The organism is Streptomyces sp. NPDC111507 (assembly GCF_055638955.1).
Window position 1 is genome coordinate 1,111,484 of the sequence record NZ_JBVKBU010000003.1, and the last position, 21,010, is coordinate 1,132,493.

The window sequence follows — 21,010 nt, forward strand, 5'->3', positions numbered from 1 at the left end:
GGGATTCCCTTTCGTAAGGGGCGGTCGGCAAGTCCCCGACTGTCGCGTGCGACGCGACGCGAGGATCGTGACGGCACCCTCCCCGCCCTTGGCCGTCACCAGCCCGCGGCCTCCTTCGCCGCTCGGGTGAGGGGCATGACAACGCCTCCTCGTACAACATCCACACTAAGCCCCGCCACGCGGGCTCACGACTCGGGCGGCTTCCGGGCGCTCGAGTGGCGATCCCCGGGGAGGAAACCGACTTTGGCGCCACTCTGCTGAGAGCCCGAGCGATCACCGTATGTGCGAGGAGACTCCGTGCTGAGTGCCTGTACTTCGTCGTACGTCGGCGCGGTGCCCCGCGGCGGGCGGCCGGAGCGGATGTCCGCCATCGCGTCCAGCGCCGCGCCCAGGGCCCGCCGATAGAGGTACGAGCCCAGGCTGATCCGGCGTACACCCAGGTCGGCGAGGTGAGCGGCGGATGGGCCCGCGGGTGAGTAGAGGACGTTCAGCGGTACGTCGAGGGTCTTGAGCAGGGCGGTGACGCGGGCCGGGTCGGTCAGGCCGGGGACGAACACCCCGTCGGCGCCCGCCTGTTGGTAGGCGTCGAGGCGGCGGACGGTGTCCCGCTCGTCCGCGCCGTCGCCGAGCCAGTGGGTGTCGGTGCGGGCGTTGACGAAGAGGTCCGGTACGGCCGCCTTGACCGCCTCGATCTTCGCCGCGTGCAGGTCGGCGGGGCCCAGGGCGTCCTCCAGGTTGATGCCGACGGCTCCGGCGGCGGCCAGTTCGCGTGCCAACTCGGCGACCTCGGCCGGGTCTTGGCTGTATCCGTCCTCGGCATCGACGGACAGCAGGTAAGGGGCGCCCCCGAGCTGCCGGGCGAGCCGCACGGTCAGGTCCCGGGTCGCCGCTACCCCGTCCGGCAGTCCGGCCGCGGCGGCGACTCCGAGGCTCGTCGTGCCGACCGCCTCGAATCCCTCAGCGGCCAGGAGCGCGGCCGAGGCGTGGTCCCAGGCGTTCGGCAGGAGGAGGGGCGCGTCGGCGTGGTGGAGCGCGGCGAAGGGAGTCGCGGTCATGTCGGCCTCCTGGGGAGTCTCGCTCTTCCGGGAGAGTCTCGCCCTTCCGGGGGAGTCGCCCGTACCGGCAACGCTAAGCGCGCGATCCTTCGGCGCCCGCCGAACCGTATCCGTCCACCGCACCCCGAGAAGCGCGGCAACCTTTCGCCGCGCGGTGGCGACCACCCGGCATGACCAACGCAAGACCCACCCCATCGCACCGCCGCCGCCACGTGGCCCGTAAGCCGCTGGCGGCCGGACTCGGGGCCGTCGGTGTCCTGGCCGGCGCCTGGTACGCGACCGCCACGCCGACGACGACCACGACGGCCGCCGCCCCGCGGCTCGCGGCCGTCACGAACACCACGGTGAACCTGGCCGCCAAGTTCCCGTACCTGTCCGCGGGCTACAACAACGCCCGCGAGTGGACGCGCACCGCGACCGCCGTCGCCCCGAACGGCACCCTGCGCGTGGCCTGGCCCGCGTCCGACGGCGTCCACGTCACCCCGCTGACGGCCGCCGGGAAGCGCTCCGGCGCCGACACGGTCGTCAAGGGCGCCAAGGAGGTCGGCGGCCTGGTCGCGCACAACGACGGCTTCGCGCTGCTGACCCGCGTCTCCGACACGAACAAGTGGAAGGAGACGGCGGCGGCCCTCATCCGCTACAAGAACGGCACCCAGGCCTTCCGTACGAAGCTCACGGGGACCGCCTCGCACGACACGGCCCCGCTGCTGGACGGCCAGCTCACCTGGAACGGCACCAAGTACGGCACGTACTTCGTCGTGCACGGCGCGGGCGGCTTCGCGGACGGCCACTTCGGCGACAAGCTGAGCTACGTCAGCGCCAAGGGCGCGAAGCTGACGGGCGGCTGGAGCTGGGGGTGCAGCCACAACGAGGGCATCGCGCTGCACGCGGAGACGACGGGCGCGTTCACCTCCCTGTGCTTCGACGACTGGCGCTCGGGCCTGTTCGTCTCGACGGGCATCGGCGCCCCCGACAACGCGCCCGCCGTGCAGCGCGAGCAGTGCTGGGCGGGCTACTGCGGCGGCACGTTCGCGGGCCGTACCGGCGACCTGGTGAAGTCCTCGGCGGGCCGGTACGCCACCGCCTTCGCCTCCCGGGGCGCCGCCTCCGCGGCCAAGAACCCGGACGACGCGAGCGGGCGCGGCTGGACGGTGAAGCCGAAGACGTCGACCCACCAGGTGACCGTCGCCTTCCTCAAGAACCGCAACACCCCGGCGGGCAAGCCGGTCCGCCTCACCAGCGCCGCCGGCACCGAGAACGTCAACGTCCACATAGCCCCCTACGGCAAGGACCGGCTCCTCGTCTCCTGGGAGTCCCTGAAGAACGCCAAGTGCTCGGCCGGCACCTGCACGGGCACCTTCACCGGCACCCATCTGCGCCTGATCGACTGGAACGGCGCTCTCAAGACGCCGGACAAGGTCGTCCAGGCGCGTATCTCCGGTGATATCGCGACCCTCAAGGACGGCTCCCTGACCTGGGCGTACGCCCCCGTCACACCGTCCTACGCGAGCGCCCTCACCGGGGCTTCACCGACCACGACGACGCTGAGGATCGCCCGTCTGAAGCCCTGAACCGGAAGCACGTCGAGGGGCCCGAGGGCCAGCTCACGCGGACGTCGTACTCCCCCTGCTCCTCCCCCGCCCCCTCTACGGCCACGGACACCGACTCCGTGAGGGGCAGGGGGTCCGGCTCGCCGGTGAGCCGGGCGAGGGCGACGAAGAGGGTGGCGCCGGGTCCCGTGACACCGGCCGAGTCCAACAGGTTGTGTGCGGGGAGGAGTTCGGCGTGCACGCCGTCGTCCTGCGGCCACCCTGTGACGCGTACCGGCGTCCCCGGGTCCGCTCCCGCCACCAGGTGGGCCCGCACCTCCACCGCTCCCCGCGCGACGACCAGGTTCACGACGCACGCTCCCCCACCCGTCGTGTGCCGGGACGCCACCCAGCCGTCCCCGGCGCCCAGCGGCTCGATGTCCGTCCGGCTCGGATCGTCACCGACGATCACGCTGTTGTCGTACGACGCCGAGGGCGCGGTCGCGGTCGAGTACGCGAGCCGCGTGTAGTAGGGGTCGTAGCGGACGTCCTCGCTGCCGTGGTTGTGGAGTCGGACCAGGCCGTCCGAAGTCGTGGTCTGGAGCAGCCAGTTGGGCGGTCCGACGGGGCTGACGGCGTCGGCGCGGTCGGTCGGGCCCGGCTCCTCCCGGGCCGTCCACACCTCGTGGTCCGGTGGCAGGAGCAGGCCGACGAAGGCCTTGCTCGCCCAGTAGGGGGAGGCCGGGCCCGAGTAGCCCTGGAGGACCGTCTCGTCGGGGCCGTGCCAGCCGAGGGTGAGCAGGCCACGGTCGTCGACCGCGCCCCGGTCGAGGAAGTGGCGCAGGGCGCCGGACGCCAGGCGTCGGGTCTCGCCCGGCGACAGCGGCGTACGGCCGGTGAGGGCGCCGAGCCACAGCGGGGCGGTCGTCGCGAAGCGGTAGGTGAGGGAGCGGCCCTGGCGCATCGGGGCGCCGTCGCCGCCGAACAGCCGGGCGTAGTCGGTGAGATGGCGGGAGAGCCGGCCGCCGTACAGGTCGAGGAGCCGGGTGTCGTCCGCGAGCCACGCGTGCAGCACCGGATACAGGTGCATCGCCCAGCCGTTGTAGTAGTCGAAGGCACGCCCGGGGCCGTCGGTGTACCAGCCGTCGCCGACGTACCACTCCTCGATCCGCTCCAGGCCCCGGTCGATCGCGGCCCGCGACGCCTCGGCCTCGTGGCCGATCTCCGCCAGGAAGCCGCCGACGGTCACCGGGAACAACTCCCAGTTGCAGGCCCAGGGTTCGGCGGTCAGCGCGTCGCCGAGCCAGGCCGCGGCCCGCTGCCGCACACCGTCGTCCAGGCGGTCCCACAGCAGCGGCCGGGTGAGCCGCAGGGCGAGGGCGATCGAGGCGGCCTCGACGAGGGGCTGGCTGCGGTCCTCGACGCGTGGCCAGACGCCGGCCGTACCGGCGGCGAGTCCGTCGGCGTACCGCTCCAGGGCCTTCTCGTCGCGGCGGAAGGCGGCCAGGAGCAAGGTGCGGGCGTAGCCCTCCAGGCCGTCGGAGAGCCGGCCCGACCAGCTCGTGTGCGCACCGGGGAGGTGGTAGAGGGAGCCGTTCTCGGTCGCGTACGGGGCGACCGCGGCGAGCAGGGAGTCGGCCGCCGCCTCCCAGTGGGCGCGGGTGTAGCCGGTGTACGGGCTGAGGGTGCGGTCCTCGTCGGGCATCAGTGGCGCTCCGTGGTGGTGCGGCTCGGTCGGGTGGTACCTGGGGCGCCCCGGTTCCGGACGGGACGCCCCAGGAGTTCATCCCACCCTCACCTGGCGCTCGGGCACCAGATGCTGGGCGAGGAGTTCGTCGCGGACGAGGCCCGCGTAGACCGTGGCGCCGTGCACGGAGGTGTGGGTGTTGTCCCGCTTCTCGTTGTAGAGGTAGATCGCCTTGGAGCCCTCGACGCCCAGCGACTCCACGAGGGCCTTGGTCTTGGCCGTCAGGTCGATGAGGGGCACGTGCTCGGCGGCGGCGACCGAGCGGATGACGGCCGGGTGGTTCACACCGAGGCCGTTGACCAGCAGCGCGGTGTCGTTGTTCAGGGTGCCGTCCGTGTTGAACCAGCGGCGGACGATGGGGGTGACCAGGACCGGGTCGCCGCCCCGCGCGCGGACCCCGGCGACCAGGGTCTCCAGGTTCGCGCGGTACGTCGGCTCGTCGGTCGTCTTGTCGTTGTGCGCGAGCTGGATGAGGACCAGGTCGTGGCGCCGGACGAGCGGCTGGACGGTCGGGAAGAGCGCGGGGTTCTCGAGGTAGGTGACCGTGCTCTCCCCGGAGTCCGCGTAGTTGGCGACCGAGACGCCCTTGCGGAGGTACTGGGGCAGCTGCTGGCCCCAGCCGGTGTAGGGGGCGCCGGACTGGTCGCAGACGGTGGAGTCGCCGACCAGGAAGATCTGACGGGTGCGGGGGGCGGCCGGGGTCACCCGGATGTCGGCCAGCGCGGGCGCGGAGCCGCCGAGGACCAGATCCAGGCCCGGGGTGCCGTCGGGGCCGGTCGGCTCGCCCTCGGGGGTGCGGACGTTCACCGTGAAGCTGCGGGTCACGGGCTTCCCGGCCGCCGTGGCGGTCTCGGGCAGCAGCGCGCGGCGCGTCTCACCGCTGACGCTCGTGCTCGCCGCGGCCTGCCCGCCGAGCCGTACGCGCACGTCGTACGTGCCCGGCGCGACGTCGAAGTGGCAGGCGGTCGCGGTGCAGTTCTCCAGGCCGAGGGCGCGGGGCCCTCCGTGCGCCTGGGCGGGCGTGGCCGTCAGCGCGGTGGCCGCGGTCACGGCCGCCAGCACGGCCAGGCGGCCCCGGGGAAGTGCGGGTGCGTTCCCGCGTCGTTCGGTGCGTGCTGTCGGCGTGCCGGACGAAGGTCCTCGTAGCGGAGCTACTTGGGCCTTTGGCCGGTGCGGCGAGAGTGCGTGCCGGGCGGCGCGGGGGCGTGCCTGCACTTCCCTGGGGTCGCCTGGGGTGAAACGTCTCATTGCGGCTCCTCCAACAGGACGACAAGACCTGGCGGCAGGACCGTACCGCTCTCCGCAAGCGCTTTCTAGTACTCGGCGCGTTTTCACATGATTGCCAACTCCCAAGCAGCGAAAGCCCTTTTGCGAAATCGATTCAACTGTCAGTCTTCCGGACACCCGCACACCCCCACCTCCGAAGGAGGCACCCCCATGTCCGGACCCACCGACAGATCCCTCGGACGCCGCACCTTCGTCCTCGGTACGACCGCGGCGGCCGTGAGCGCGACGGCCCTCACCCCGACGGCCGCCGCCGCGAGCTTCGGTTACACGGACGACGGCTCGAACTACGTCGTCGACACCGGCGCGAACCTCGTCTTCAAGGTCAGCAAGGCCAACGGCGACCTGACCTCGCTCGTCTACCGCGGCACCGAGTACCAGGGCTACGGCGGCAAGAACTCGCACGTCGAGTCCGGCCTCGGCACCTCCACCGTGACCATCACGCAGTCCGGTTCGACGATCCTCGTCTCCGTCGCGTACGGCACGCTTCGGCACTACTACGCGGCCCGCAGCGGCGAGAACAACGTCTATCTGTGGACCAACAAGGCGGACACGTCGGTCAGCGCCACCCGTTACATCGTGCGCGTCAAGGCGGGCCTGTTCCTCAACGACGAGCCGGACTCCTACACGTACGCGCCCACCACCATCGAGTCCGCGGACGTGTTCGCGAAGTCCGACGGCCAGACCCGCTCGAAGCACTACTCGAAGCTCCGGGTCATCGACTACAACTACCTCGGCTGGACCACCGGAAGCGTCGGTCTGTGGATCGTGCGCAGCAACCACGAGAAGGCCTCCGGCGGCCCGTTCTACCGCTCCCTGCTGCGGCACCAGAGCGCGGACGGCGGCGGGCTGTACGAGATCCTGTACTACGGCGAGAACCAGACGGAGTCGGAGCGCTTCGGCCTCCAGGGTCCGTACGTCATCGCCTTCACGGACGGCGGCGCGCCCTCCTCCGCGCTGTACGCGGGGAACCTCACCACCTCCTGGGCGGACTCGCTCGGCATCTCCGGGTACACGGCCGCGAGCGGCCGGGGCCGGGTCGCGGCCGTGGGCATCTCGGGGCGCGACACGGCGTACGCGTACACGGTCGGGCTCGCAAACTCGGCGGCGCAGTACTGGGGTTCGGCGCGCGCCTCGGACGGCTACTTCTCGATCGCGGGCGTGCTGCCGGGGTCGTACACCCTCACGGTCTTCAAGGGCGAACTCGCCGTGTACTCGTCGTCGGTGACGGTCACGGCGGGCGGGACCACGACGCTCAACAGCATCGCGATCCCCACCTCCAACGACCCGTCCCACGCGAGCGCGATCTGGCGGATCGGCACCTGGGACGGCACGCCGAGCGGTTTCAAGAACGCGGACCTGATGACGTACGCGCATCCGTCGGACGTGCGGGCCGCGTCCTGGACCGGCAACGTGGTCGTCGGCAGCGGCACCGAGACCTCGGCGTTCCCCTGCTATCTGTGGAAGGACGTCAACAGCGGCATCATCGTGTACTTCAAGCTGACCGTCGCCCAGGCCGCCGCCGCGCACACCCTGCGCATCGGCGTGACCACGGCCTACGCGAACGGCCGCCCGCAGATCGTGGTCAACGACACCTGGACCTCGGCCGTCCCCTCGCCGCCCACCCAGCCGAGCACCCGGTCGCTGACCGTGGGCTCCTACCGGGGCAACAACTACACCTTCACCTACAGCGTTCCCGCGTCCGCCTGGCTGGCGGACACCAGTGCGTACAACACGCTGAAGATCTACGTGGCGAGCGGCTCGGGGTCGACCTCCTTCCTCAGCGCGGGCACCTCCATCGATGCCGTCGACCTACTGACCTGACGTCATGTTCCGCGCGTCCACTGCTGGTTGGTTCCTCCGTTGCAGGTGTACGTGATGATCGCGGCGGAGTTGGCGGTGGACGCGCCGGACACGTCCAGGCACTCGCCGCTCGCCCGGGCCTTGACGAGCACGTAGCTGCCGGACGCGGTCAGGCTCCACTGCTGGGCGGTGGCGCCGGTGCAGTTCTCCTGGGTGACACTGGCGGAGTTCTCCTGGAGGCACAGGGAGCTGCCCCGGCCCATGAGTGCGTAGTAGCCGGTGCCCAGGTCCTTGAACCACCACTTCTGGTTGGTGCCGCTGTTGCAGGTGTACTGACTGATCGCGACGCCCTGCCACAGTGACTGGCTGGGAACGTCCGCGCACTTCGCGCTGGACCGCCCGACGAGCGTGTTGTAGGTGGCGCTCGTCCCGGTGATCGTGCCGGCGGCGGTGTCGACCGAGATCTCCGGGTACCAGGACATGGACATCGAGGTGGAGGTCGGGAAGGTCAACGGCAGCCAGACGTACCGCGAGTCGTTGACGGTGCCGCCGAATGAGTTGCCCCACCGGTCGCCCATGTACAGGTACGAGGTACCCGAAGTCCCCTGGACCGGAAGGACGTAGGCGGTCTGCGAGTTGTACGTCGTCGAGTCGCCGACGTTGGTCATCGCGGTCCAGGGGCCGGCGAGGCTGGTCGCGGTGGCGTACTGCTGCTGGTTGGCGTTCCAGCCCGTGGCCGCCGAGGTCAGCATGAAGTAGACGCCGCCCCGCTTGAACAGCGCCGGTGCCTCGCGGTGGCCGCCCACCCACGGGTTGGCGACCAGGCTGTCGATGCCCGTGTAGTCGGCGGTGAGCTTGTAGATCTGCAGGTCGTAGTTCTCGCGGGCCGCCGACACCATGTAGCCGGTGCCGTCCGTATCGACGAAGGTCGTGATGTCACGGGACATGTACTGGCCGAGCGGCTGGAAGCTGCCCTGGTAGGTGTAGTTCCCGTCGACCGTGTCCGAGACGGCGACGGCGGCGCGCGCCTCGCTGTAGTCGATGCCGTTCTCCTTGTGCATCCACATGACGAACTTGCCCGTGGACGCGTTGTAGATGACCTTCGGCCGCTCGATGTAGGCGGTGCCCAGCTCGGAGGCGCTGGACTGGGTCAGTACGTGATTGCGGAACTCCCAGTTCTTCAGGTCGGTGGAGCGGTAGGCGTCCACGTACTTGAAGGTGTTGTCGGCGTTGCGGTCCTCGCCGAACCAGTAGTAGTAGCTGCCGACCTTGATCACCCCGCCGCCGTGCGCGTGCACGGCGTTGCCCGAAGTGTCAGTGAACTGGGTGCCGTTGGTGAGGGTCTGGGCCGCCGCCTGGGCCGTTCCTGCGGTCGCCAGTGCCGCGGCGAACGCACAGCACAGGGCGACAAGGACTGCGTACACACGTCTCATCTGACGCCTCTCGGAGGGGGGTCGAGATTTCGTACGGCATCTGTCATTACGAACGCCGAAAAGGTAAGGGTGTGTTACGGGAAGGTCAACGGGTCGCGCGTGACAAAGATGGACGCGAGATTTCTGTTATCGCCGCCGTCCGCGTGCGTCTCCGATGACGTGCGCAGCCATACCCACAAGACAGCAGCGGTCGCCGGGGCCCTCGCCACGGTCGCCCTCACACTCGGCGCCCCCACCGCCGCGGCCTCCGCAGGCCGTGACGCCACCGCCGACGTCCTCGCGGACCGGGACGTCACGCTCACCGGCGACACGGTGGTCACCGTGCCGTCCGGCACGACGACGTACGACGGGGTGTTCCGTGGCCGGGGCACCCTCACCGTGCGCGGCGACGGCACGCTGATCCTCACCAAGGACAGCGACTTCACGCTCCCGGCGGCCCGGCAGCGGCAGAAGGTGACCACCCAGGGCGGCAACCACCCGTATACCACCGTGAGCAACCCCGACCCGCCCGCGATCACCGTCGAGCGGGGTGCCACCCTTCAGTACGGCACCGGCGGCGGCACCGGTCTGATCGGCCACTTCCCCTACAACACGCCCGGCTACCAGCTGAACCAGCTCAACGTGCGCGTCGACGGCACCCTGCGCCTCTCCCTCACCCGCACCTTCACCATCGGCACCATCAGCGGCTCGGGCCTGGTCACCCAGCCGCGCAACATGTGGGGCACCCTCGACCTGGCGGGCACCCACCCCTTCTCCGGAGTGATCGACAACGGCACCGGCATGGCGGTGGGCCGCCCCGAGTACCCGGTGGCGCTCCCGAACGCCCGCGCCATTCTCAACCAGGGCTCCTGGATCATCGACACCCCGCTGTACCAGACGATCACCCTGCGCCAGAACTTCTTCCAGCGCGCGTACGGCAGCGACGTCAACGTCCACTCGCGGCCCGGCAGCAAGGTCGTGCTCACCGGCCAGTACGGCTACAGCGACCAGGGCGGCGACACCGACCCGTCGTTGAGCGACCCGGGCATCAACTGGCGCCCGGTACCTCACCAGTTGAACAAGCGCGGCACCAACATCGAGGGGGCGGACGTCCAGTGGGGCGACGGAACCACCCACAGGATCTTCATGCCGGGGACAAAGGACACCGTCTACATCAACCTGCACATGGCGAGCGGCGTCCGGTCCCGGCTGACCTTCGCCTACGACGGTCCCGTCACCCTGGGCGCGCCCATCGGCGGCGGCCGGTACCACGACACACTCTCCGCGCCCGGCGCCGGGGACGTCGTGATCAAGGGGACGCCCGGCAACGACGTGACCTTCGCGGCACAGCAGTACTACGACGGATCGACGACCGTCCAGAAGGGCGCCGTGCTGCGGCTGGGCTCGGGGGCTCGGGGCGGTGACGGCTCGTTGCTGACCGGCACCGAGCGCAGGCGCATCGTCGACAACGGCACGCTGATCGTCCGCAACACCGCGACTCCCCTGTCGCTGTCCCGTGTTGACGGCGCCGGCGGGCTCACCCAGTCGGGCGCCGCGACGACGACCCTGACAGGCGGCGAGGTGTCGTACACGGGCCCGACAACAGTCACCAAGGGCACGCTCGCCCTGGCCTCCGGCGCCACACTCGCGCACAGCAAGGCGATCCGGCTCGCCTCGGCCGGTGCGCGGCTGGACGTGCGGACGACGGGACTTCGGGTGTCCACGTCCCTCAGCGGCAACGGCACGGTACGGGGCACGGTCGTCAACGACGGCGAGGTCGCGGGCGCCCTCACGGTGACCGGCGACTACACGCAGGGCGCGAAGGGCACGCTGGTCCTGCGCGACAAGCCCCTGAAGGTGACGGGCGCGGTCCGGCTGGCCGGGGATCTCGATCTGTCGGCCGCCGGGACCGGCCCCGCCCGCGAGATCAGGGTGCTCGACCACACCGGCCGGGCGAGGACGACCGGCGCCTTCTCCGGCCTGCGCGAGGGCGCCACGGTCGCGCTCGCCGACACCACGTACCGGATCAGCTATCGCGGGGGCGACGGCAACGACGTCACCCTGAAGGCCGTAGCGAAGCACCGGACCGCGGCCCCGTCCCCCGCCCCGTCCGGCGCCGCGTCCGTGCGGAACTCCACCGCCGTCGGCGAGAGCGAGAACGCGAACGCGTGGTGGCCGCTGCTGCTCGCACCGCTGCTGGCCGCGCTCGCCGTGCCGGTGGTCCGGCGGGGGCGGTCACGGCGACGCGGCGGACGGCGGCACGCCGCCTCCCGGTGAGTCACGGGTGGACGACGGTCACCCCGCGCTCCGCGAGTTCCGTCATGACGGGATCGGGATCTCCTTGGTACTCGCGGTACCACATGCGGTAGGGCATGGTGACGTGCTTCAGGGACGGCAGGTCGAGCAGGGCGCGGCAGTCCTCCAGATCGCGGCAGTGGCCCAGGTTGATCTCCGTGAGTTCGGGCAGTCCCGTCAGAGCGCCGAGGTCCCGCAGCTCGGACAGACCCCGGATGTCGAGTGCGCGAAGGCTCGTGTGGCCGGCCAGGCGGGACACGTCCTTCCAGTCCAGGCCGGACAGGCAGAGCGTCTCGATTCCTCCGGCGGGTATGTCCTGCGCCAGGGGGCAGCTGATCAGACTCAGACTCCGCAGGTCGGGGCACTCCTCCAGGGCACGCAGCGAGTCCAGGACACGGTTGCGGGAGAAGACCGCCTCGCGCAGCGGGGAGCCGGCCAGGCCGTCGGCGTCCGTGAGCAGGGGGCAGTCCAGGACGGTCAGCTTGCTCAGCGCGGGCAGGCCGGCGAGACCGTCGAGGTCGGTCAGGGACGGACAGTCGTGGACCCCGAGGCTGCTCAGCGCCGTCAGACCGGAGAGATCTCCGAAGGTGCGCAGGTTGCGGCAACCGATGACCGACAGATCAGCCAGTCGGTCATGGCCCACGAGGCCGAGTGGGGACAGATCACGGAGCTGGTCCAGCCCGACCATGGAGAGCCCTTCCAGCAACGGAAGGGCGCCGAGCGCGGAGAAGTCCCGCAGGGACGGGCAGTCGAGAACGCCGACCGATTTCAGGAGGCGGAGTGACGCGATGTCCCGCAGGGAGGTGAGCCGTTCGCTCCCGCGCAGGTGCAGGCGGGTGAGGTTCGCCAGTGTCGACAGTCCGCTCAGGTCGGCCAGTTCAGGGCACCCATGGATGCCGACCTTGGTCACACGGGGATGGACTCCGAATCCGTCGACGCTCTTCAGGCGGGGACATTCGTCGAGGGTCAGCTCGGTCAGGCCGGACAGCGCGTCGATGCCCCGCAGGTCGCGGAGTTGGCCGCAGCTGCGCAGGTCGAGGTGGGTGACGGCGGGTACGTCGCGCAGGCCGGTCAGGTCGCGGACGCCGGTCCAGCCGAGGTCGAGGTGGGTGAGCCGGCGCAGGCCGGACAGCTGACCGGCGTCCTTGAAGGCCCGGCAGCCGCGCAGCGACAGGGTCTCCAGGGCGGGGAAGGTCGCTCCGAAGCCGTGTGTGGCACGCACCTTGGTCATGCTCAGGTCCAGCTCGCGCAGTCTGCCCAGGGTCAGCAGCGGGGCCGTGTCCGCGACGGCCCGGCAGCGGTGCAGATTGAGCCGGGTCAGCCCGGTGAGGCCGCCGAGAGGAGTGAGGTCCTCGATGCCCGCGCACCCGTTGAGATCGAGATCCCTCAGCTCGCCGAGCGCGCCGACCTCGCTGAGGTCCGTGATCTCCTTGAGGCGGTCGAGGTGGAGGCCGCGGAGCATGGTGAGGTGCCGCAGTCCGCGGAGCGAGGCCGTGCGCCGAAGCCGCAGCTCGGTGCGGCCCTCGCGGCGGAAGGCCGGGGCGAGCAGGGCCTCGCAGAAGCCGTCGGGGTCGGCGGCCGTCGGCCACAGCCGTAACAGCAGCTCCGAGGAGTAGTCGGCGATCCGGGCGAAGCGGACGGCCAGGTCGAGCGCCTCCCCGTCGTCGGCGAGCGTGACGAGTTCCCGGACGGCCTTGCGGGCCTGGGCCGGTTTGGCGCTCTCCAGGAGGGCGCGCAGCGAGTCGAGTCGGGGTGCGGCGCCGTTGCCGTGGTCCGAAGTCATGGACGGGACTGTAGGGGCAGGGTCCGACAACGGCCCCGCACCCTTCGTCAACGGCCGGTCGGTGCCGCTGGGAAGCCCAGGAGCGGGGCGAGTTCACGTGCCTCGGCCGCCCAGCCGGCGAGGCAGCCGAAGGCCGGCCCCCGCTCCCGGTAACGCCGTTCGGCGTCCCCAGATGGACATAACAGGTCGCGGCCGTCCCCATCGGCTAGCGTCGTGGCATGACCAGCGACACCCCTCGCAGCGCTTCCTCCCCCTCCCTCGCCGACGCCCTCGTCTCCGGAACCGTCGTCCTGGACGGCGGCATGTCCAACCAGCTGGAGTCGGCCGGGCACGACCTGAGCGACGAGCTGTGGTCGGCGCGGCTGCTCGCCGAGCGGCCCGAGGCGATCACCGAGGCGCACCTCGCGTACTTCGAGGCGGGCGCGGACGTGGCGATCACCTCCAGCTACCAGGCCACCTTCGAGGGCTTCGCGCAGCGCGGCATCCCGCACGGCCGGGCGGCCGAACTCCTCGGCCTCAGCGTGGAGCTGGCGCGGGAGGCGGCCCGTCGCGCGCACGCGAAGGGGGCGACCCGGCCGCTGTGGGTGGCCGCTTCGGTCGGCCCGTACGGGGCGATGCTCGCGGACGGTTCGGAGTACCGGGGGCGGTACGGGCTGAGCGTCGCCGAGCTGGAGCGGTTCCACCGCCCCCGCCTGGAGGTGCTGGCCGCCGCCGCGCCCGACGTACTGGCCCTGGAGACCGTGCCGGACGCCGACGAGGCCGAGGCGCTGCTGCGGGCGGTACGCGGTCTCGGCGTACCGGCGTGGCTGTCGTACACCGTCGCCGGGGACCGTACGCGGGCCGGACAGCCCTTGGAAGAAGCCTTCGCCCCGGCCGCCGACGCGGACGAGATCATCGCGGTCGGCGTGAACTGCTGCGCCCCCGAGGATGTGGACGGCGCGGTGGAGACGGCGGCGCGGGTGACCGGGAAGCCGGTGGTGGTGTACCCGAACAGCGGGGAGGTGTGGGACGCCGAGGCGCGGGCCTGGAACGGGCTCTCGACCTTCACGGCCGAGCAGGTGACCGGCTGGCGGCGGGGCGGGGCACGGCTGATCGGGGGGTGCTGCCGGGTGGGACCGGCGGCGATCACGGGGATCACCCGGGCGCTGACGCCCGTGCGGTGACTCCGGCGAAGCGCGGGCTCAACGAGGGCTTCACGGACGGGTGAGGGAGTCCCCGTACTCGTCAGCCGATCACGGAGGCCCTCTCGCTGCCCGAGGCCGCGTATCAGGCGGTCACCGACTGGCACACGCGACGGTCCGCCGCCCCGGTCCCGGCCGCCGCGCGCCTCAGGGCCGCGCTCGCCCGCCCCCGGCTCCCGGCGGAAGAGGTGGCCACGAGCTCGGCCTGACGGACATGACCCGGCGGGGTCGGCGCGGGCGCGGCGAGGGGGCGGACTCCGGGGAGCCGAGCGGTGCACCGGTCCGCCCCGACTCGGCGTCCCACAGCGCCAGTTCACGGTCGCGCGGTCCGCATACGGTGTGCGGTGCGCCCGCGCCGAAGATCCGGACCGGGTGCGAGGCGTCCCAGGCCTGCCAGCCCGGGTCGCCCTCGACCGCGAACCGCACCCACGCCGCGTGCATCGCGTCGGCCAGTTCCTGCGGGGCCCCCGGGCCCGCGAGCTGCGCCGCCTCAGGCACCTCCACGGTGTCGAAGACGAAGCCGAGCTCCAGGGCGTGGCAGGCGCCGAGGCCCGGCACATGGGAGGGCCAGGCGAACTCGTAGACGTACGCGGGTGTCCGCGGCGGACGGGCATCGGCGAGCCGGTGCAGCGGCACCCGCAGCAGATGGTCGGTGACCAGCTGCCCGACGAGGTCCGCAGTGCCCGCCCCGGGATGGATCGCGCGATAGCCGCGGGGCACCTCGTGGCCGCAGCGGCAGCGGGCCATGGCACCGGCCAGGGCGACGGGACCGAGCCGGTCGACACGCTCCAGCAGTCCTCCCGGGGCCAGCCACAGCCGGTACTCCTCGCTGGTCCAGCCCAGCAGCAGTTCGACGCCGGGCGCGCCGCCCGCGCCGCCCGCGCCGCCCGCGACAAGTGCCTCCATCGGGTCGCGCGGGACGAGGTCGCCGTCGACGACGATCCCGAAGGCGGGCCCGCCGAGGAGGGGGCTGCTGAGCCTGGCCACGTCGGCCTGGGTGCGCAGCAGCAGGGCGCGGTCCACGGCGGCGAACGCCCGCGCCGTCGCCGGGACCTTCAACCGGGTGGCCATTCTGCGCACCATCCGCCGTACCTTGTCGCGCTCGCTCGCCTCCGGCGGTCCGCTCTGCAGGACGGCCCGCCGGAACAGCCCCTGGGCGCGCGGGCTTGCCAGCAGCGCCCCGACGCTGATGGCCCCGGCCGACTCACCGAACACGGTCACCCGGTCCGGGTCGCCGCCGAACCGCGCGATCGACTCCCGCACCCACTCCAGCGCGGCGAGCTGGTCGCGTAGCCCGGCGTTGGGCGGCGCATCCGGGAAGAGCCCGTAACCCTCCACACCCAGCCGGTAGTTGATCGAGACGAGGACGACACCGTCACGTGCGAAGGCGTGGCCGTCGTAGACGGGCACGGCCGACGAGCCGCGGGTCAGGGCGCCGCCGTGGATCCACACCATGACGGGCAGCCGGGCCCCGGGGCCGGGCTCCGGTGTCCAGACGTTCAGGTTGAGGCAGTCGTCGCCGGGCACGACGGGGTCGGCGAGGAGCCGTGCGAACGCCTCGGAGTACGGGGGCTTGGGCGGCGTCGGTCCGAACTCTCCCGCGTCACGCACACCGTCCCAGGGCTCGGGCGGGACGGGTGGCCGGAAGCGGCGGGCGCCGAACGGCGGGGCCGCGTAGGGGATGCCGCGGAAGACGGCGACCCCGTCCTCGTACCGGCCACGCACCGCTCCGTGGGGAGTGGTGACCACCGGGTCGTGCGTCCGTGAAACCGAGTCCACCGCGTCCATCGCCATCCGCCCACCAGCTCCTCACCCGGCGCGTCGTGTCCTTCCGCAGTAGAGCATCACATCGCCACCGCCCCTTCCCTGGCAGGCCACGGGTGATCGGGCGAGGCCCGACCAGCCCGGATCGGCCACGGACGCGGTGCCGGCGGCCTGCTCCGGCTCCCGCCGGCCCGGGCCTGTCGGGCTCCTGCCCACGGGGGATGTCGTACCGGGCACGAATTGGTTGCGGCCCGGGCTCCCCGCGGTGGCCGGTGGTGGCACTGCGGCAGCATGACAGCCCATGAGCAGAGACCGCTACGTCGACTTCCTGCGCGCGTGGGCGATCGGCCTGGTGGTGCTCGGCCACTGGCTGATCACCGCCCTCGTCCGGGAGCCCGGCGGGGAGATCCGCGCGCCGGAGCTGCTGGCGACCGTGCCCTGGACCCAGTGGCTGACGCTGGGGTTTCAGATCATGCCGCTGTTCTTCCTCGCCGGAGGCCATGCGGCGGGCGGCAGTTGGGCGCGGACCCGGGCGGCGGGCGGTACGGCCGCCGGGTGGGTCGGAGCGCGGGCGCTGCGGCTGCTGCTTCCGGCCGCCGTGTACAGCGGTCTCGTGCTGTCCGCCGTAGGGGTCTGTTCGGCGGTCGGCGTGGACCCGGACACCCTTGAACTGGTGGGCTGGGCGATGGCGATGCAGTTCTGGTTCCTTCCGGTGTATCTGCTCCTCAGCGCTCTGACCCCGCCGCTGCACGCGGCGCACCGGCGCTGGGGGCTCCTCGTCCCGGTGGCGTTGGGTGCGGTCGCCCTCGTGGCCGACACCCTGGTGGTGACGGTGCACATGCCGTACGTCGGGCTGCTCGACTACGTGCTCGTCTGGGGCGTGGCCTACCAACTGGGTTTCTGCTGGCGGGACGGCCTGCTGACGGAGCGCCGGCCGCTCCCGGCCGCGCTGGCGGCGGGCGGCGGGCTGGCCTTCGCCGCGCTGATCACCCTCGGGCCGTTCCCGGTCAGTCTGATCCTGGTGACCGGGCAGACCCCCAGCAACACCGATCCGCCGTCGGCGGCGATGCTGGCGTGGGCGGTGGCCCAGGTCGGCCTGTGCCTGCTGGCCGCGCCCGCGGTACGACGGCTGCTGGACCGCGAGCGGGTGTGGCTTGCGGTGCGCCCCGTGGGCGGCGCCAGCATGACGCTGTATCTGTGGCACATGCTGCCGGTGCTGATCGTCGCCGCCGTGTTCTATCTGACCGGTCTCGCGCCCGAACCCGCGCTCGGGTCCGCGGCCTGGTGGGGACTCCGGTTGCCGTGGCTCCTCGTGCTCGGTGTCGTTCTGACCGGTGTCGTGCGGGCGCTGCGTCCTCTGGAGCGCGGGCTGAGCCTCCTCTACGAACGGACTCGCCCGGATCCCGGCTTCTCCCGCTCGTCCCGCTCCTCCCTCTCCTGGCTGCCCTGGCTCGGTCTGGCGGCGAGCGTCACCGCCCTGACCCGCTTCGCCACCCGGGGCTTCGCCCCCGACGGCCGGTTCCCCGTCCTGCCCGCGCTGGGCCTGCTGGTGGGCACGACACTGCTGACGGCCCGTCGCCGGACGGCGGTCGACCGGAACCCCGGGGAGCCCAAGGAGGCTCTGCGGGAAGCCGCCTGACGCCATGTCGGCCGCCGTCGGCGGGGCGGGCGGCGGACCGCGGCGGGACGGTCCGGCGGTCGGCAGATTTCAGGACTTTCCCCGTGTCGTCCATGGCTTCGTGGAAGGCTGATCCGTCCGGTCAGAGCCGTCCGAGGAGCTCTCTTTGGTGCGCATCGCGAAGGAAGACGCCGAGATCATCCGACGGGACTGCGGTCCCGGGGTCGTCGAGGAACTCACCGACTGGGCACGGGAGGAGGGGCTGACGGCCCTGTATGTGCGGCGCCCCCTGTGGAGCGTGCCCGGCAGGAGCTACACGGGCGCCGCGCTCCTCGCGGTGGAATGCGCGCCTCCGGCCCGGATGCTCATCGTCAAGGTCCTCCCCGCCGGAGCGTCCGCCCGCGAACCCGAGGCGTTGAGCGCGGCACTGGAAGCAGCCCCCGACTTCGCCCGACGCCACCTGGTGGGACAGCCGTTCCCCGCCCGGGATCTTCCGGACGGTCGGACCCTCATGTTCCAGGAAGCGGCGGGCGGTAGCCTGCGGGACAGCACGCCGTTGGGTTCGCTCGACGGCGAGGAGACCGAACGGGTGCTCGCGGAGGTCGTGCGCGGGCTACTGACCGAGTGGAACGGTCCCGCCGAGGAGCGGGCACAGGCCGCCGTCCCGGAGCCGGTGACCGCCTCGGACTTCCTGCGCGCCGAACTGGGCGACGCCTGGGAGGGCGGTGGTTCGGTCCGCGCCTGGGGTCGCGGCCTGGGCGTCCTGGAACCCTCGCCGCCCTGGGTCTACAGCGACGGACTGCGCCTGCCCAACCCCTACCTGATGGTGACCGGCGGCTCCGCCGCGCTGCCCGATCCCTCCGTACGCGTGCTGCGCGGCCGGGCCCACGGCGATCTGCACCTGGACAACATCATCGTGTCCCGCTGGGAGAAGGAGGTCCGCGCGGGCGAGTACCACCTGATCGATCTGTGCACCTTCCGCGACCGGGCCGCGCTCGGCCGCGACCTCGCGACCCTGCTGCTGTCCGCCCTGGTCCCCCACATCCGGCACCCCCTGCCGCCGGATCAGCGCCACGCCCTGCTCCGGTTCGTGGTCGACCCGGCCGCCACGCACCGCGCCGAAATCGTGCCGAAGGCGGCGGCGCGGGTGGCCGCCATCCGGGACACGGCGCTGCGGATCATGCGCGAGCGGCGCTGGAGCGACTCCTGGGAACTGCAGTTCCTGCTCTCGCTCCAGGCCCAGGCGCTGCTGTTCACCTCGTACACCGACCTCGGCGACACCGGTCGTACGTGGTGCGCGCGGCTCGCCGCGCACGCGGCCGGAGAACTGCTGGGGCGTACCGCCCCGGGCGGGACGGCGGATCTGCCGTCCGTGCGGCCCGCCAGGGACTCGTTCGAGATGCCCGGACTGACCGGGCCGCGCACGCCGGCGGCCCCCGCCTTCGTACCGGACCAGGCGCCTCGCCGGAAGCTGTGGAGTGCGGAATCGGGGGTGCGGGACAAGGAGGCCGTGGTCGGGTTCGGACCGGACCACACGGTCGTGGTCGTCGACGGGCGCGGAGGCGTCAGGCGGTGGACCGTCTCGGGTGAGGAACTGCCCGGCGTCGGGGGCCGGTCACCGGCGCTGCGGCTCGGGCACCAGGCCCTGGTGGCCTCCCTGACCCACAGCGTCGTCGTGGCCCGTCCGGAGGGACTGGACATCACGCACTTCCCCCGGGACGGCGGCGTGCGGCGCGCGGCCCCGGTCCGCCTCGGTACCGATCACTTCCTGGTGACCAGCGGCGGGGACATCCTGGCGACACACGACAGGAATCGGCTGACGGTACGGAGGTTCGACGACGGGACGCCGATCGAGTCCGTCGGGTGCCCGCCGGCCCTGGCGGCGAGCGCCGTCAGCACCGACGGTTCCGTGATCGCCATGGCGAGTTCGAGGAGGGTCCACATGCACCGCAGGGGCGGCGAGCCCCTGGTGAAGGAGACGGTCAACAGCCTGCCTTACGCCAGGCACAGGTTCCTGCGCGCGCTGCTGCCCGACCCCGGGTGCTGGCTGGCGGTCTCCCCGTCCGGCGGCCACGTGGGGTGCGTGACCTTCGAGGAGGTCGTGGTGTGGAGCGTCGACGACGACAAGGAGGTCTACCGCAGACCGCTGGGAGACCGGGAGAGCCTCGAAGGAGGCGGTGCGGCGCAGATGCGTCTGGTGTGTACGGACACGGGCACCCTGCTCTGGCTCAAGCGCGGCCGGCTCGTGTGCCCCACCGTCGGACCGGCCGGGACGCAGCTTCAACAGTCCGGCTACTACAACGACTTCGCCGCCACCCGTGACGGCCGGCGGATCGCGACGCTCGACACCACGGGCCGGCTCGACGTGTGGGAGACGTGAGCCGACCGGGGCACGCGGACCTGCAGGAGCGGCTCCCGAAGGGGACACCGGGACGTGCCGGAACGGCCTCCGAGGGGGGCGCGCGGTGGCGCACGTCCTCTCCAGCACGCGCCCCTTGTGAAACGCACTCCGATTGCCGGATCGGAAGTGCCGACCGTGCCCACACGCCGCCTTTCAGCTGGCTAGCGTGACCGTCACATTGTGTGTCCGGGCGGGCCGACTTGGCCTGCCCGGACGCATGTCACCAGCACACGAACCGGGACGCGACCGGTCCCGGCCGGTCCGCCGGTCCGCCGCTCCACAGAGGGACAACTGTGAATCTCGACAAGCAACAACGGGACGCCGCCGAGCCGCCACCCGCTCCACGCCGTCAGCGGGGCATTCCGCGGTGGGTCGAACTGGTCGTCCTTGCCGCGACGGCCGCGGGCGGCTTCTTCGGCGGGCAGGTGGTCGTGATCAACAAGGATTCCGGGGACGATGCGAAGCCGTCGGCGGAGGCCACCGCGACCGCGACCGTGACAGCCACTTCGACCGTCACGGCGAGCCCGTCCGAGTCCACTCTCTCCGGGGGCGAGTCACCCACCGACGACCCGAGCGACCCCTCCGGGAGCCCCGCCCCGGGCCGACGGACCTTCCTCGCGGACCTGGGCGTGGTGGACGGCGGGGGCGAGGCGAACGCCTCCCCCGCCACGCTGCTCGGTCACAGCTATCCGAAGGCCGTCCGGCTCAACTGCGACGCGAACGGTCAGAGCGCCGTGTACAACGTCAGCGGCTACAAGACCCTCCAGGCCTCGGTGGGCATCGCCTCCGATTCGTACAACGCCATCGGGTCGGTCGGCTCCGTCTCCGTGACCAGCGCCTCCGGGAACCAGATCGGCCGCCCCGTGGAGACCCGCTCCAGCTCCGTCACGAAGCTCTCGGTCGACATCTCCGGGCAGGACCAGGTAAAGATCACCTGCGTCATGACGAAGACCGGCTCGGAGGGCAAGTCCTACTTCACCACGGCGCTGGGAGATGCCGTCCTGATCGCCTGACCGTGCCCGGTCGCGCGGCCGGCACGACCCGGTGCGCGTTCGGTATTTCGAAAGTTTCGGCCCGCGCGGACTCCCGCGGACTTCCGTCAATCCTTTCCCCTTCACGCCGTGTTGAGGCGGGCCTA

13 protein-coding genes are annotated in these 21,010 nt (G+C 71.9%); 7 read left to right on the forward strand and 6 right to left on the reverse strand.

From position 1 onward, the window contains the following. Positions 1-185: 185 nt before the first annotated feature. Positions 186-1,055 carry an isocitrate lyase/PEP mutase family protein gene (locus ACZ7M2_RS17525; protein WP_471595972.1) on the reverse strand — a complete coding sequence of 290 codons (870 nt, stop codon included), beginning with the start codon at positions 1,053-1,055 and terminating at the stop codon, positions 186-188. Between the two features lie 170 nt (positions 1,056-1,225). Between ACZ7M2_RS17525 and ACZ7M2_RS17530 the strand changes: the two genes are divergently transcribed. Further along, complete coding sequence (locus tag ACZ7M2_RS17530; protein ID WP_471595973.1) at positions 1,226-2,626, forward strand: hypothetical protein; 1,401 nt, start codon at positions 1,226-1,228, stop codon at positions 2,624-2,626. Here ACZ7M2_RS17530 and ACZ7M2_RS17535 read toward each other — a convergent pair. Then, positions 2,571-4,289, reverse strand: a complete 1,719-nt coding sequence (locus ACZ7M2_RS17535) for a DUF2264 domain-containing protein (RefSeq protein WP_471595974.1) — start codon at positions 4,287-4,289, stop codon at positions 2,571-2,573. The two genes, ACZ7M2_RS17530 and ACZ7M2_RS17535, sit on opposite strands and share 56 nt — an antisense overlap. Positions 4,290-4,367: 78 nt before the next feature. Further along, positions 4,368-5,381, reverse strand: coding sequence for a rhamnogalacturonan acetylesterase (locus tag ACZ7M2_RS17540; protein WP_471595975.1), 1,014 nt, complete (start codon positions 5,379-5,381; stop codon positions 4,368-4,370). 387 nt (positions 5,382-5,768) lie between these two features. Between ACZ7M2_RS17540 and ACZ7M2_RS17545 the strand changes: the two genes are divergently transcribed. Beyond that, complete coding sequence (locus tag ACZ7M2_RS17545) at positions 5,769-7,439, forward strand: rhamnogalacturonan lyase B N-terminal domain-containing protein (protein WP_471595976.1); 1,671 nt, start codon at positions 5,769-5,771, stop codon at positions 7,437-7,439. 2 nt (positions 7,440-7,441) lie between these two features. On the opposite strand, the gene ACZ7M2_RS17550 is transcribed toward ACZ7M2_RS17545, so the two are convergent. After that, complete coding sequence (locus tag ACZ7M2_RS17550; protein ID WP_471595977.1) at positions 7,442-8,851, reverse strand: RICIN domain-containing protein; 1,410 nt, start codon at positions 8,849-8,851, stop codon at positions 7,442-7,444. A 159-nt stretch (positions 8,852-9,010) separates the two neighbouring features. Here ACZ7M2_RS17550 and ACZ7M2_RS17555 point away from each other — a divergent pair, with 159 nt between their 5' ends. Continuing rightward, on the forward strand, positions 9,011-11,107 hold the full coding sequence (locus ACZ7M2_RS17555) for an autotransporter (protein WP_471595978.1): 2,097 nt from the start codon (positions 9,011-9,013) through the stop codon (positions 11,105-11,107). Between the two features lies 1 nt (position 11,108). Here ACZ7M2_RS17555 and ACZ7M2_RS17560 read toward each other — a convergent pair whose 3' ends face one another. Next, positions 11,109-12,908 carry a leucine-rich repeat domain-containing protein gene (locus ACZ7M2_RS17560; protein WP_471595979.1) on the reverse strand — a complete coding sequence of 600 codons (1,800 nt, stop codon included), beginning with the start codon at positions 12,906-12,908 and terminating at the stop codon, positions 11,109-11,111. Positions 12,909-13,126: 218 nt separating this feature from the next. Between ACZ7M2_RS17560 and mmuM the strand changes: the two genes are divergently transcribed. Then, positions 13,127-14,071, forward strand: coding sequence for a homocysteine S-methyltransferase (gene mmuM / locus ACZ7M2_RS17565; protein WP_471595980.1), 945 nt, complete (start codon positions 13,127-13,129; stop codon positions 14,069-14,071). 165 nt (positions 14,072-14,236) lie between these two features. Here the strand turns inward: mmuM and ACZ7M2_RS17570 are convergent, their stop codons facing one another. After that, positions 14,237-15,883, reverse strand: coding sequence for a carboxylesterase/lipase family protein (locus ACZ7M2_RS17570; protein WP_471595981.1), 1,647 nt, complete (start codon positions 15,881-15,883; stop codon positions 14,237-14,239). 271 nt (positions 15,884-16,154) lie between these two features. Here ACZ7M2_RS17570 and ACZ7M2_RS17575 point away from each other — a divergent pair, with 271 nt between their 5' ends. From ACZ7M2_RS17575 to ACZ7M2_RS17585, 3 genes are all read left to right on the forward strand, one after another. Continuing rightward, positions 16,155-17,492 (forward strand): acyltransferase family protein, encoded by a 1,338-nt coding sequence (locus ACZ7M2_RS17575; RefSeq protein WP_471595982.1) that lies wholly within the window; start codon positions 16,155-16,157, stop codon positions 17,490-17,492. A gap of 148 nt (positions 17,493-17,640) precedes the next feature. Beyond that, positions 17,641-19,851: a hypothetical protein gene (locus tag ACZ7M2_RS17580; protein WP_471595983.1), complete on the forward strand. Its 2,211-nt coding sequence runs from the start codon at positions 17,641-17,643 to the stop codon at positions 19,849-19,851. A gap of 314 nt (positions 19,852-20,165) precedes the next feature. Continuing rightward, on the forward strand, positions 20,166-20,885 hold the full coding sequence (locus ACZ7M2_RS17585) for a hypothetical protein (RefSeq protein ID WP_471595984.1): 720 nt from the start codon (positions 20,166-20,168) through the stop codon (positions 20,883-20,885). Positions 20,886-21,010: the final 125 nt, after the last annotated feature.